A 12,547-nucleotide genomic window follows, 5' to 3' on the forward strand; every position below is an offset into this window, starting at 1 on the left:
GGTCGCCCCGCCCGTCCAGCCCGCGCCCGCCCCTCGTTCATGGCCGAAATCCGCTGTGGCGCCCGCTCGTCGCCCTCGCGTACCGTTCCCACCCCGACCGGGCGCACCGGCCGTACGGCCGGCCCGCACCCGCCCCACCGACAACCACCCGCCGCCCGCGCCCCACCGGACGCCTGCTGCGCACCATCCCCGCAGGTCTGCGCCGGCGGCCGCCGCCAGGTCACATCTTGAAAGCGATGCGCCGTATGGGCCCCGCCAGTCGCCCCTCGGCGTACACACCGCGTACATCAGCGGCCATACTGGACCGTCCGGGGAGGGCGTAGCACAAGACACGGGGGCGGCTTCAAGACATGGCGGAGTCCAGACTGATCCAGGGCCGGTACCGGTCGCTCGATCTGATCGGGCGCGGCGGCATGGGCGAGGTATGGCGGGCCCGGGACGAGTCGCTGGGCCGCCAGGTCGCCGTGAAGTGCCTCAAGCCCCTCGGGCCCGAGCAGGACAACCACTTCACCCAGGTGCTGCGCGAACGCTTCCGCCGCGAGGCGCGCGTGGCCGCCGCGCTCCAGCACCGCGGCGTCACCGTGGTCCACGACTTCGGCGACGACAGCGCGGCCGGCGGCCCCCTCTACCTCGTCATGGAACTCCTGGACGGCCGCAACCTCAGCCAGCTCCTGGAGGACAACGAGTCGCGTCCGCTCCCGGTGGACGTCGTCGTCGACATCGCCGAGCAGATGGCCGCTGCGCTCGGCTACACCCACGACCAGGGCGTCGTGCACCGCGACCTCAAGCCCGCCAACATCATGCGGCTCACCGACGGCACCGTGAAGATCTGTGACTTCGGCATCGCCCGTCTCGCCCACGACATCGGATTCACCGCGAAGCTCACCGGCGGCGGCATGGCCATGGGCACCCCGCACTACATGTCGCCGGAACAGATCGCGGGCGGCGAGGTCGACCACCGCAGCGACCTCTACTCCCTCGGCTGCGTCCTGTACGAGATCGCCACCGGGGCCCCGCCCTTCGACCTCGGCGACTCCTGGTCCGTGCTGGTCGGCCACCGCGACACCGCGCCCGTACCGCCCCGCGAGCACCGCCCCGAACTGCCGGAGTACTTCGACGCTCTGGTCCTCGAACTGCTCGCCAAGCGGCCCGAGGACCGCCCAGGCGACGCCCGCCACCTGCACCGGCGGCTCGTCGAGTACCGGCTCGGCGCCGGCGGGCCGCCCGGCGCCGAGGCCCTGCTGCCCGAGTGGGCCCGGGGGATGAGCGCCGGACGCAAGGCCGGGATCGACGCCCGCCCCGCCAGTGGGGAATGGGCCGTGCTCACCGGTTCCTGGACCACCGCCCGGCCCGGCGTGACCCGGCCGATCGAACGGCCCGACGCCGACGCCGACCCCCGGCTCACGCTCGCCGTCGGGATCGCCCGTCCCGCCGCCCCGGGCGACCCGGCCCACCCCGACACGCTCGCAGCCGCGCACGCCCGCGCGTACGCCCTCAGCCGCGCCGGTCGGCCCGAGGAGGCGCTGGCCGCGTACGCAGCCGTGGCCCGGGGGCGGGCCGGGGTGTTGGGGCCCGACCATCCCGACACCCTCGCGGCCCGTCAGGAGGAGGCGTACGAACTGGGTCGTCTCGGACGGCACCGCGAGGCCTGCGAGATCTACGGCGCGGTGGTCGCCGCCCGTACCCGCACCGCGGGTCCGCGCCACCCCGACACACTGAGCTGCCGCCACAACCTCGCCTGCGCGCTGGGCGCCCTCGGCCGCCACGAGGAAGCCCACCGCGCCGCCGCCGAGGTCGCGGCGGACCGCGCCGCCGTGCTCGGCGCCGAACACGCGGACACGCTGCTGACCCGGTACGAGGTCGCGTACGCGCTCGGCCGCCTCGGCCGCTGGGACGAGGCGCTGGCCGGCTTCCGGCAGGTCGCCGCCGTCCGCGAACGGATCCTGGGCCGCGACCACCCGGACGCCCTCGCCGCCCGCTACGAGACCGGGATCGCGCTGGGACGCACCGGGCGCGCCGCCGAAGCCCTCGACCTGTTCCGCGCCCTGGTGCGCGACCGCACCCGCGCCTACGGGGCCACCGACCCCGAGACCCTGCGCGCCCGCCACGTCCTGGGCGTGAACCTGGGCCGGCTGGACCGCTGGGAGGAGGCGGTCGCCGAGGCCCGCCAGGTGGAGCGGGCGCGCGCCGAAGTGCTGGGCGCGGAGCACCCGGACACGCTGGTCAGCCGCCGCGAACTCGCCGTCGGGCTCGGCAGGCTGGGCCGCTGGCACGAAGCGCTGCCGCTGTACCGGGAACTCTCCGGCATCCGCGAACGATCCCTCGGCGAAGGGCATCCCGACACGGTGCTCGCCCACGCCGACGAGGCCTACTGTCTGGAGCGGCTCGGCCAGGTGTGCTACCAAGAGCCATGACGACGACCTCGGCGCCCTTCCGGCAGGCGGCCTACGACGCGGTGATCGTGGGCGGCGGGCACAACGGCCTGGTGGCCGCCGCCTACCTGGCCCGGGCGGGCAAGTCCGTACTGGTCCTCGAACGGCTCGGCCACACCGGCGGCGCCGCCGTCTCCACCCGGCCCTTCGCGGGCGTGGACGCCAGACTCTCGCGCTACTCCTACCTCGTCTCCCTCCTCCCCGCCAAGATCGTGCGCGATCTCGGCCTGCAGTTCGCGGTACGCGGGCGCACGGTGTCCTCGTACACCCCCGTCGAGCGCGACGGCCGCGCGGGCGGGCTGCTCATCGGCGGTTCCGAGGCCCGCACGCGGGAGTCCTTCGCCCGGCTGACCGGCTCCGGCCGCGAGTACGAGAGTTGGCGAGCCTTCTACGCGACGACGGGCCGGCTCGCCCGCAAGGTGTTCCCGACCCTCACCGAGCCGCTGCCGAGCCGCGCGGAACTGCGGGCCCGCGTCGACGACGAGGCCGCCTGGCGGATGCTGTTCGAGGAGCCGCTCGGCCGGGCCGTGGAGCGGCACTTCGCCGACGACCTGGTGCGGGGCGTGGTGCTGACGGACGGTCTGATCGGTACCTTCGCCGACGCCCACGACCCGTCCCTCGCGCAGAACCGATGCTTCCTCTACCACGTCATCGGCGGCGGCACGGGCGACTGGAACGTTCCCGTCGGAGGCATGGGGGCGCTGACCGACGCCCTCGCGCGGGCCGCGCGGGCGGCCGGAGCCGAGATCCTCACCGGGCACGAGGCCCTGCGCATCGACACGGACGGTACGGGCGCGCCCGCGGAGGTGACGTTCCGCACGGCGACCGGGGAGGGCGCCGTCGCGGGCCGCACGGTTCTGGTGAACGCCTCGCCGCGGGCGCTGGCGGAGCTGCTGGGCGAAGCCCCGGCCGCCCCGGCGGAGGGCGCCCAGCTCAAGGTCAACATGCTGCTGCGGCGGCTGCCCCGGCTGCGGGACACCTCGGTGGACCCGCGCGAGGCGTTCGGCGGCACCTTCCACATCGCCGAGGGCTACGAGCAACTGGCGCGGGCCCACGCCGAGGCGGCGACCGGGGAACTGCCTTCCGTGCCGCCGTCGGAGATCTACTGCCACTCGCTGACGGACCCGTCGATCCTCGGGCCCGAACTGGTCGCGCGGGGTTACCAGACCCTGACCCTCTTCGGCCTGCACACCCCGGCCCGGCTGTTCGAGAAGGACAACCGGGGAGTGCGGGAAGTGCTGTTGGCCGGCACCCTCGCCCAGCTCGACGCGCACCTGGCCGAACCGCTCACCGAATGCCTGGCCCTCGACGCGGACGGCCGGCCCTGCATCGAGGCCAAGACCCCGCTGGACCTGGACCGCGAACTGCGCCTGCCCGGAGGGCACATCTTCCACCGCGACCTGTCGTGGCCGTACGCGGACGGCCGGGACACGGGCCGGTGGGGCGTCGAGACCCGGCATCCGAACGTGCTGCTGTGCGGGGCGGGAGCGGTGCGCGGCGGCGGTGTGAGCGGGGTTCCCGGTCACAACGCCGCCATGGCGGTCCTGGGACGCTGAACCCTCAACCGACCTGGTCGGTGGGCTCGATGACCACGACCGGGATCTCGCGGTCCGTCTTGGCCTGGTACTCGTCGTAGGCGGGCCAGTGTCCGACCATCAGGGGCCAGTACGCGGCGCGCTCCTCGGGGGTCGCGGTGCGCGCGGTGCCCTGGAGGACCTTCGGGCCGACCTGGACGCGCACCTCGGGGTGCTCGATCAGGTTCCTGTACCAGAGCGGGTCCTCGGGGTGGCCGCCCTTGGACGCGACGACGAAGTACCGGCCGTCGGCCTCCCCGTAGATGAGGGGGGTGCGCACGGGCTTGCCGGAGACCCGGCCGAGAGTGGTGAGGAGCAGGGTCTGGGTCCCGTTCCAGAACTGGCCCTCGGCTCCGTTCGAGCCGACGTACAGCTTGACGTGGTCCAGCGTCCAGCCGGGCTTGGGGTCGATGGGGTGGTCCCAGTCGATGTCGTTCATGTTCCGCCTGCCTTCGCGTGTCGTTCGCGTGTTGAAAGGTCAACGAACCTCGGCATTGAACCGCAACGCGGGCGGGGATACGGGCATTCCGCACGCGGGCGCCGCTCAGTCGGCCGAGCGGGTCCAGCCCGTGGCCTCCAGGCGGGCGGCGTCGGCCGGGCGGTCCTCGGCGAAGAGGAGCCGGGCCGGCTCGGCGACGCGGATGACGTCGACGTAGACGCCGCGCCCCACATAGCGGCCGGTGGCGGTGTGGCGCAGGCGCAGCCGGACCTCGCGGCCCGCCCAGGGTGCGAGGGGGGCTTCGAGCCGGTGCCAGATGCGGCCCGACCAGCCGTCGGCTCGGCCTTGGGGCCAGGCTTCGGGCGCGCCGCCGGTGGAGCGCACGGTGGTGAAGGGCAAGGGCTCCCAGGTCCGCCCGTCGGCGGAGGCCTCCAGGTGGAAGGCGCCTTCGCCCGGCACGGTGTCCCACCACAGGGCGCAGCGCAGCCGGGCGGAGGCGGTGGCGGGGGTGAGCGCGGGGAGGGTGAGGGTGCCCGAGCCGCCCGGGGTGATGCCGGAGAACCAGGCGGGGCCGCCGTGCCCGGTGCGGACGGGGACGGCGCGGGCGAACCGGTTGCCGGTGGCGACCCGGGGCGCGCTGCCCGCCCGCCAGGCCCGCACGGGGTGGACGGAGTTGCCGAGCAGGATCAGGAAGGAGTCGGTGGAGGGGTCCAGGACCAGGGAGGTGCCGGTGAAGCCGGTGTGGCCCGCGGAGTGCGGGGTGGCCATGGCGCCCATGTACCAGTGCTGGTAGAGCTCGAAGCCCAGGCCGTGGTCGTCGCCGGGGAAGGCGGTGTTGAAGTCGGTGAAGAGCAACTCGACGGAGGCGGGGCGCAGGATGCGCTTGCCGGCGTAGACCCCGCCGTCGAGCAGGGCGCGGGCGAGGACGGCCAGGTCCCAGGCGGTGCCGAAGACGCCCGCGTGGCCGGCGACGCCGCCGAGGGCGTACGCGTTCTCGTCGTGGACCTCGCCCCACACCAGACCGCGGTCCAGGCCGGACCAGGGCGGACGTTGCACCTCGGTGGCGGCGATGCTCCGGCGCCAGGAGAGCGGTGGTCGGTAACGAGTGCGGTGCATGCCGAGCGGAGCGGTGATCTCTTCGCGGAGCAGGGTGTCCAGAGTGCGAGCGGTGATCCGTTCCAGGAGCAGTTGGAGCGCGATGAGGTTCAGGTCGGAATAGCGGTAGACGGTCCCGGGAGTGTCCTGCGGTCGCACCGACCAGAGCAGTTCCAGTTGCCCCTCGCGCGTGGACTGCTGGTAGAAGGGCGCCCACGAACGCAACCCCGAGGTGTGGGTGAGCAGGTGCCGCACCGTGACCAGTTCCTTGCCGCCGCCCGTGAACTCGGGCAGGTACCGGTCCACCGGAGCCTCCAGCTCCAGCCGCCCCCGCTCCATCTGCTGCACGGCCAGCAGCGAGGTGAACAGCTTCGAGAGCGAGGCCAGGTCGAAGACGGTGTCCTCGGCCATCGCGATGCGTTCCGCGGCGGGGAACTCCCGGACCCGGTCGGTGCGCCCGTCGTAGTCCGCGTACCGCACCGCGTCGCCCATGGCCCGGTGGAGGGCCACCGTACGTCCGCGCCCGGCGAGGACGACCGCCCCGGCGTAGTACGGGTGTTCGGGGGAGGGGCCGAGGAAGCGCCGGGCCTCTTCCGCCACTCCTTCGAGGTGTCTCTCCAGCAGGCCGGCCTGCCGTGCGGAGCCGTAGCGCAGCTTCAGCCCCTGGAGGGCGCGCCGCTCGGCCGGGTTCCCGCGGGCGCCCGCCGCCCCCGGGAGGGCGGCTTGGAGGACGAGCACACCCCCGAGGGCGAGCAGCCGCGCGCCCAGCCGCCTGCGGCTCAGCCCGTCGGACGCGGTCCCGGTTGTGTCACCGATTGGGTCACCGGTTGCCGCCCGCTGCCGACCTCCCGCGTCCGCCGCTTCGCCCGCCCGCGTCGCCCGGGCGGCCACCGGCCGTGCCGGCTCCACCCCGCCGGTCTCGGCGGGCGGGCCGGCCGGGCCGGGGCCCGCCTCGCCCACCCGGGCCCCGGCGCCCCGGTCCGCACCCGACGCGCGCGACCCATCCGCCGCATCCGCCGCATCCGCGTGCACCGTTCTCCCGTCGTCGCCCCCGACCGCCCCCGTGAACTCGTGCATGACCGGTCCTCCCGTCCGCCGTCGCGCCCTCTCGCAGTATCTGCCCGCGCGGCCCCCGGCTCCCGCACCGACCGACCGGCAAAGAATCTGACGCTGCATCAGAAAAACCCTTCCCTCGACCGGCGCGCTGCGGCATCCTCACGCCCATGGAGACGGAGCTGAGCAAGAAACTGGGAGTCGAGCACGCCATCTTCGGCTTCACGCCCTTCCCGGCGGTCGCCGCCGCCATCACCCGCGCGGGCGGATTCGGCGTGTTGGGAGCCGTCCGCTACACCGCGCCCGACGACCTCAAACGCGACCTCGACTGGATGCAGGGGCACACCGACGGCAAGCCCTACGGCCTCGATGTCGTCATGCCCGCCAAGAAGGCCGTCGACGGCGTCAGCGAAGCCGACATCGAGGCGATGATCCCCGCGGGACACCGCGCCTTCGTCCGCGACACCCTCGCCAAGCACCACGTACCCGAACTCGCGGAGGGCGAGGCATCCGGTTGGCGGATCACCGGCTGGATGGAACAGGTCGCCCGCGACCAGCTCGACGTCGCCTTCGACTACCCGATCAAACTCCTCGCGAACGCCCTCGGTTCCCCGCCCGCCGACGTCATCCGTCGCGCCCACGACCACGGCGTCCTGGTCGCCGCCCTCGCGGGCAGCGCCAAACACGCCCGCCGGCACGCCGAGGCCGGTATCGACGTCGTCGTCGCCCAGGGCTACGAGGCCGGCGGCCACACCGGCGACATCGCCACGATGGTGCTGGTCCCCGAGATCACCGAGGCCGTCGCCCCCCTCCCCGTCCTCGCAGCCGGCGGCATCGGGAGCGGCGAACAGATCGCCGCGGGCCTCGCCCTCGGAGCCCAGGGCGTCTGGCTCGGCTCCCTCTGGCTCACCACCACCGAAGCCGACCTGCACTCCCGCGCCCTCACCGCCAAGCTCCTCGCAGCCGGCTCCGGCGACACCGTCCGCTCCCGCGCCCTCACCGGCAAGCCCGCACGCCAACTGCGCACCGAGTGGACCGACGCCTGGGACGACCCGGACGGCCCCGGAGCCCTCCCCATGCCGCTCCAAGGGCTGCTCGTGGCCGAGGCCGTGTCACGCATCCAGAAGTACGAGGTCCAAGCGCTGCTCGGGACCCCCGTCGGCCAGATCGTCGGCCGGATGAACAGCGAACGCAGCGTCCAAGCCGTCTTCGACGAACTGACCGGCGACTTCGAGAAAGCCATCGACCGCGTGAACCGCATGGCCGGCCGCCGGACCCGAGAGGTGTGAGCGGCGTGACCGACACCAACGGCTTCTGGGCCCAGGCCATCGCCGACCCCGACCGCACCGTACTGACCACCCCCGAAGGCGAACAGTGGAGCGCGGGTCGGCTGCACGCCGACGTCAACCGGCTCGTCCACGGGCTGCGCCGCGCCGGGATGCGCAAGGGCGACTCCTTCGCCGTCGTCCTGCCCAACGGCGTCGCGTTCCTCACCGCCTACCTCGCCGCCTCGCAGGCCGGTTTCTACCTCGTCCCGGTCAACCACCACCTCGTCGGCCCCGAGATCGCATGGATCGTCGCCGACTCCGGGGCCAAGGTGCTCATCGCGCACGAGCGCTTCGCCGAGGCCGCCACCGCGGCGGCCGACGAGGCCGGCCTGCCCGCGAGCCACCGCTACGCCGTCGGAACGCCGGCCGGATTCCGCCCGTACGAGGACCTCCTCGCCGGACACCCCACGACGCCCCCCGCCGACCGCACCCTCGGCTGGGTGATGAACTACACCTCCGGCACCACCGGCCGGCCGCGCGGCATCCGCCGCCCGCTGCCCGGCAAGCCGCCCGAGGAGACGTACCTCGGCGGGTTCCTCGGGATCTTCGGCATCAGGCCCTTCGACGGCAACGTCCACCTCGTCTGCTCGCCGCTCTACCACACCGCCGTCCTCCAGTTCGCGGGCGCCGCCCTGCACATCGGGCACCCGCTGGTCCTCATGGACGGGTGGACCCCCACGGAGATGCTGCGCCTGATCGACCGGCACGCCTGCACCCACACCCACATGGTGCCGACCCAGTTCCACCGCCTCCTCGCGCTCCCTCAGGAGACCAAGGACGCCTATGACGTCGGCTCCATGCGGCACGCCATCCACGGCGCCGCGCCCTGCCCCGACCACGTCAAGCGGGCGATGATCGACTGGTGGGGCCGCTGCGTGGAGGAGTACTACGCCGCCAGCGAGGGCGGCGGTGCCTTCGCCACCGCCGAGGACTGGCTGAAGAAGCCGGGAACGGTCGGCAAGGCCTGGCCGATCAGCGAACTGGCCATCTTCGACGACGACGGCAACCGGCTGCCGCCGGGCGAACTCGGCACCGTGTACATCAAGATGAACACCGGCGGTTTCAGTTACCACAAGGACGAGGGCAAGACCCGCAAGAACCGCATCGGCGACTTCTTCACCGTCGGCGACCTGGGTCTGATGGACGACGAGGGCTACCTCTTCCTCCGCGACCGCAAGATCGACATGATCATCTCCGGCGGGGTCAACATCTACCCGGCCGAGGTCGAGTCCGCCCTCCTCACCCACCCGGCGGTGGCGGACGCCGCAGCCTTCGGCATCCCGCACGACGACTGGGGCGAGGAGGTCAAGGCCGTCATCGAGCCCGCCGAGGGCTTCGTGGCGGGCGCCGCGCTCGCCGCCGAGATCCTGCACCACTGCGAGCGCCGGCTGGCCGCCTACAAGCGCCCGAAGACGGTCGACTTCATCGAGACGATGCCGCGCGACCCCAACGGCAAGCTGTACAAGCGACGGCTGCGCGACCCGTACTGGGAGGGGCGTGAGCGCGCCGTGTGACGCTCGGGGGTGACGGTTCTGGCAAGTTGGCCGACATGAGTACGGCAACGCACAGAACGTCCCTGTTCGACTGGACCGTCGTGGTCCCCGTGGTGGCCCTCGTCGCGCTGGTCCTGAGCTGGGGACGCGAACTGCCGGCCTTCGCGGTGGCGCTGGTCTCCCTCTGCCTGGCGGGCGCGGTCCTGGCGGCCGTCCACCACGCGGAGGTGGTGGCCCTCCGGGTCGGCGAACCCTTCGGCTCCCTCGTCCTGGCCGTCGCCGTCACCATCATCGAGGTGGCCCTGATCGTCACCCTGATGGTCGGCGGCGGCGACAAGACGTCCTCGCTGGCCCGGGACACCGTCTTCGCCGCCGTCATGATCACCTGCAACGGCGTCGTCGGCGTATCCCTCCTGGTCGGCGCCCTGCGCAACCGGGTCGCCGTCTTCAACGCCGAGGGCTCTGGCGCGGCGCTGGCCACCGTCGCGACGCTCGCCGTACTGAGCCTGGTGCTGCCGACGTTCACCACCAGCAAGCCCGGGCCCGAGTTCTCCAGCGCCCAGCTGACCTTCGCCGCATGCGCCTCCCTGGCGCTCTACGGTCTGTTCGTCGCCGTACAGACGGTCCGTCACCGCGACTACTTCCTGCCGGTGGACACTCGGGGGAGCGGGGCGCGGGAGACCGGGGACGCGGCGGGGGAGGACGCCCACGCCGTGGCGCCGAGCTTCCGCGCCGCCCTGGTCAGCCTCGGTCTGCTGCTGGTCGCGCTCGTCGCGGTGGTCGGCGACGCCAAGGCCGTCTCACCGACCATCGAGCGGGGCGTCGCCGACGCCGGACTGCCGCACGCCGTCGTCGGTGTGATCATCGCGCTGCTGGTGCTGGCCCCCGAGACCCTGGCCGCCGTCCGCGCCGCCCGCCGCGACCGGATGCAGACCAGCCTGAACCTGGCCTACGGCTCCGCCATCGCCAGCATCGGCCTGACCATCCCGTCGATCGCGCTGGCCTCGGTGTGGCTCTCGGGACCGCTGCTGCTCGGTCTCGGCCCGGTCCACATGGTGCTCCTGGCGTTGACCGTCGTGGTCAGCGCACTGACGATCGTGCCGGGGCGGGCGACGTTGCTCCAAGGCGGCGTGCACCTCGTGCTCATGGCCGCGTACCTGTTCCTTGCCGTGAGCCCGTGAGCCCGTGAGCCCGTGAGCCCGTGAGGCGGCTCGTACGCCCCCGGTGGCACGGGCCGGGGGCGTACGTTCTCGCGCCGGGCGGGGTCAGGCGTTGTCGAAGTCCGTGCCCCGGCTGACGGGCTCCCAGGCCTCGGCCTCGGCGCGGACCGCGTCCTCGCGGGCGCGGATGAAGTCGACGGCGTCATTGCCCAGCACGAGCCGCAACGGGGTCCGCGGGGCGTCCAGGGCTGAGAGGATCGCGGCGACCGCCTTGACCGGGTCCCCGGGTTGGTGGCCGTCGCTCGCCGGGAGGCCGGCCCGGACGGGGCCGACGATGTCCTCGTAGGCCGGCAGAGGGGTAGTGGACCGCAGCGCGCCACCGCCCGCGAAGCCCGTACGGAACGAGCCGGGTTCCACGATCAGCACTTTGATCCCGAAGGGGGCCACCTCGGCCGCGAGCGCCTCGGTCAGTCCCTCCAGGGCGAACTTCGTGGCGCAGTAGGCCCCGACGCCGGGAAAGGCCAGCCGTCCGCCCATGCTGCTCATCTGCACGATGGCGCCGGACTTCCGCGACCGCATGTGGGGGAGCGCGGCGCGCTGGAGCGCCGCCGGGCCGAAGAAGTGCAGGTCCATCAGTTCGCGGAGTTCGGCGTCGCTCGCCTCCTCCACGGCGCCGACCAGGCCTCGGCCGGCGTTGTTGACCAGGACGTCGATACGGCCGAAGCGTTCCACGACCCCGCCCACGGCCTCCTCCGCGCGGGCCGTGTCCGTCACGTCCAGGACCAGCGGGACGAGCCGGCCCGGGTGCTCGGCCGCCAGGGCGTCGAGGGTGCCGGTGCGGCGGGCGGCCGCCACGACCGTGTCACCGGCGGCGAGCGCCGCCTCGGCCAGGATCAGGCCGAACCCGGAGGACGCCCCGGTGATCAGCCAGACCCGGCCTCCGGGTGCGTCCGTCGGATCTTGCGTAGTCATGAATCCCCCTGTGAGCGACCGGTATCGGTGATCACCGCTGATCCTCGCACCGGCGGGCGCCGACGTCAGTCGGTTTGCGAACCATGGTCGTCAAGCCCCTCGTCGGGGACCGCTCCCGATTTGCGCAGCCGGCGCAGGGTGAGGCGTTCGTGGACCAGGCGGCCGACGAGGGAGCCGCCGTAGACGACGAAGCCGACACCGACCAGCCAGGACTGGACGACGAGGAGCGTGCCGAACGGACCGTAGGTGACGGCGCTGGACGCGATCAGCGGCGAGAACACCAGTTGGGAGAAGAGGCGAAGGCCGAGCAGGCCGAGGCTGGTGGCGACCGCCCCGGGGAGCAGGGCCCGCCAGCGGACGCGGCCGCCCAGGAGGAGGCGTTGGGAGGTCCAGAAGAAGAGGACAGTGCCGGCGAGGTCGCTCACGGTGCCGACGGCGCTGCCGAACACGTTCTGTGAGGGGGCGGGGATCTCGACGAGGATGGCGAGGTAGCAGACGAGCAGGGCGAGCCACACGACGTGCCGCCACATGGTGTGCCAGCGGGCGGTCTGGAGGTCCCAGACCTTCTCGTAGCCGGTCTGGACCGCCGAGCCGAAGGTCAGGCCGAAGACGGCGAGGGCGGCCAGACCGAAGGCGGTGGTGCGCTCCAGCGCCAGGTCGGCGGCGCTGAACAGCATCTCGACGCGGGCCCGCGAGGACTGCGTCACCCCGAGGGCCTGCCCCAGCCAGCGGCCGAAGCCGGAGCCGCTGCCGGGTGCGGCGGCCGCGACGACCACGAGCAGCGGCACGAGGGTCAGGAACCCGAGGGCAGCGAAACCCATCGCCCGGTGCATCAGCTCCATCTGGCGCCCCCGGCTCCAGGCCAGCCCGACGAGGGAGGCCCGGAGCCGGTCGTGCGGCGGCCGGGGCTTCGAGGTCACACCCTTGACCTACCCGGCCGCACCTCGATTGCCTCGGAGGCGCCGGTGAAAACGGCCCGAAGGGGTGGTTTTCCGGCCTCC

General features: G+C 73.3%; 9 protein-coding genes. 5 read left to right on the forward strand and 4 right to left on the reverse strand.

Features of this window, described 5'->3' with window-relative positions:
• The first annotated feature begins 350 nt into the window (after positions 1–350).
• Positions 351–2,414, forward strand: coding sequence for a serine/threonine-protein kinase (locus ACV7NM_RS28165; protein ID WP_463412903.1), 2,064 nt, complete (start codon positions 351–353; stop codon positions 2,412–2,414).
• Positions 2,411–3,988, forward strand: coding sequence for a phytoene desaturase family protein (locus ACV7NM_RS28170; protein WP_463412904.1), 1,578 nt, complete (start codon positions 2,411–2,413; stop codon positions 3,986–3,988). The genes ACV7NM_RS28165 and ACV7NM_RS28170 overlap by 4 nt, the downstream gene beginning before the upstream one ends.
• 4 nt (positions 3,989–3,992) lie before the next feature.
• Here the strand turns inward: ACV7NM_RS28170 and ACV7NM_RS28175 are convergent, their stop codons facing one another.
• Both ACV7NM_RS28175 and ACV7NM_RS28180 read right to left on the reverse strand, forming a co-directional pair.
• Positions 3,993–4,445: a nitroreductase family deazaflavin-dependent oxidoreductase gene (locus ACV7NM_RS28175; protein WP_463412905.1), complete on the reverse strand. Its 453-nt coding sequence runs from the start codon at positions 4,443–4,445 to the stop codon at positions 3,993–3,995.
• A gap of 105 nt (positions 4,446–4,550) precedes the next feature.
• Positions 4,551–6,617 (reverse strand): serine hydrolase domain-containing protein, encoded by a 2,067-nt coding sequence (locus ACV7NM_RS28180; protein WP_463412906.1) that lies wholly within the window; start codon positions 6,615–6,617, stop codon positions 4,551–4,553.
• A gap of 146 nt (positions 6,618–6,763) precedes the next feature.
• On the opposite strand from ACV7NM_RS28180, the gene ACV7NM_RS28185 reads away from it, so the two are divergent.
• The 3 genes from ACV7NM_RS28185 to ACV7NM_RS28195 are packed head-to-tail and all read left to right on the forward strand — an operon-like array spanning position 6,764 to position 10,595.
• Positions 6,764–7,882, forward strand: a complete 1,119-nt coding sequence (locus ACV7NM_RS28185; RefSeq protein WP_463412907.1) for a nitronate monooxygenase — start codon at positions 6,764–6,766, stop codon at positions 7,880–7,882.
• Between the two features lie 5 nt (positions 7,883–7,887).
• A complete protein-coding gene (locus ACV7NM_RS28190; protein ID WP_463412908.1) occupies positions 7,888–9,435 on the forward strand; it encodes an acyl-CoA synthetase in 1,548 nt (515 codons plus the stop codon).
• A gap of 35 nt (positions 9,436–9,470) precedes the next feature.
• Positions 9,471–10,595, forward strand: a complete 1,125-nt coding sequence (locus ACV7NM_RS28195) for a calcium:cation antiporter (RefSeq protein ID WP_463412909.1) — start codon at positions 9,471–9,473, stop codon at positions 10,593–10,595.
• Positions 10,596–10,679: 84 nt separating this feature from the next.
• Here ACV7NM_RS28195 and ACV7NM_RS28200 read toward each other — a convergent pair whose 3' ends face one another.
• Both ACV7NM_RS28200 and ACV7NM_RS28205 read right to left on the reverse strand, forming a co-directional pair.
• Positions 10,680–11,546 carry an oxidoreductase gene (locus ACV7NM_RS28200; RefSeq protein ID WP_463412910.1) on the reverse strand — a complete coding sequence of 289 codons (867 nt, stop codon included), beginning with the start codon at positions 11,544–11,546 and terminating at the stop codon, positions 10,680–10,682.
• Positions 11,547–11,611: 65 nt separating this feature from the next.
• Positions 11,612–12,466 carry a YhjD/YihY/BrkB family envelope integrity protein gene (locus ACV7NM_RS28205; protein ID WP_463412911.1) on the reverse strand — a complete coding sequence of 285 codons (855 nt, stop codon included), beginning with the start codon at positions 12,464–12,466 and terminating at the stop codon, positions 11,612–11,614.
• Between the last annotated feature and the right edge of the window lie 81 nt (positions 12,467–12,547).

Source organism: Streptomyces sp. Tek67B01 (genome assembly GCF_055231995.1).

Excerpts from the sequence above, each read along its gene's own strand:
- ACV7NM_RS28170 (WP_463412904.1), top strand. The coding sequence starts at position 2,411 with ATGACGACGACCTCGGCGCCCTTCCGGCAGGCGGCCTACGACGCGGTG.
- ACV7NM_RS28195 (WP_463412909.1), top strand. The coding sequence starts at position 9,471 with ATGAGTACGGCAACGCACAGAACGTCCCTGTTCGACTGGACCGTCGTG.
- ACV7NM_RS28175 (WP_463412905.1), bottom strand. The coding sequence starts at position 4,445 with ATGAACGACATCGACTGGGACCACCCCATCGACCCCAAGCCCGGCTGG.
- ACV7NM_RS28185 (WP_463412907.1), top strand. The coding sequence starts at position 6,764 with ATGGAGACGGAGCTGAGCAAGAAACTGGGAGTCGAGCACGCCATCTTC.
- ACV7NM_RS28180 (WP_463412906.1), bottom strand. The coding sequence starts at position 6,617 with ATGCACGAGTTCACGGGGGCGGTCGGGGGCGACGACGGGAGAACGGTG.
- ACV7NM_RS28165 (WP_463412903.1), top strand. The coding sequence starts at position 351 with ATGGCGGAGTCCAGACTGATCCAGGGCCGGTACCGGTCGCTCGATCTG.
- ACV7NM_RS28200 (WP_463412910.1), bottom strand. The coding sequence starts at position 11,546 with ATGACTACGCAAGATCCGACGGACGCACCCGGAGGCCGGGTCTGGCTG.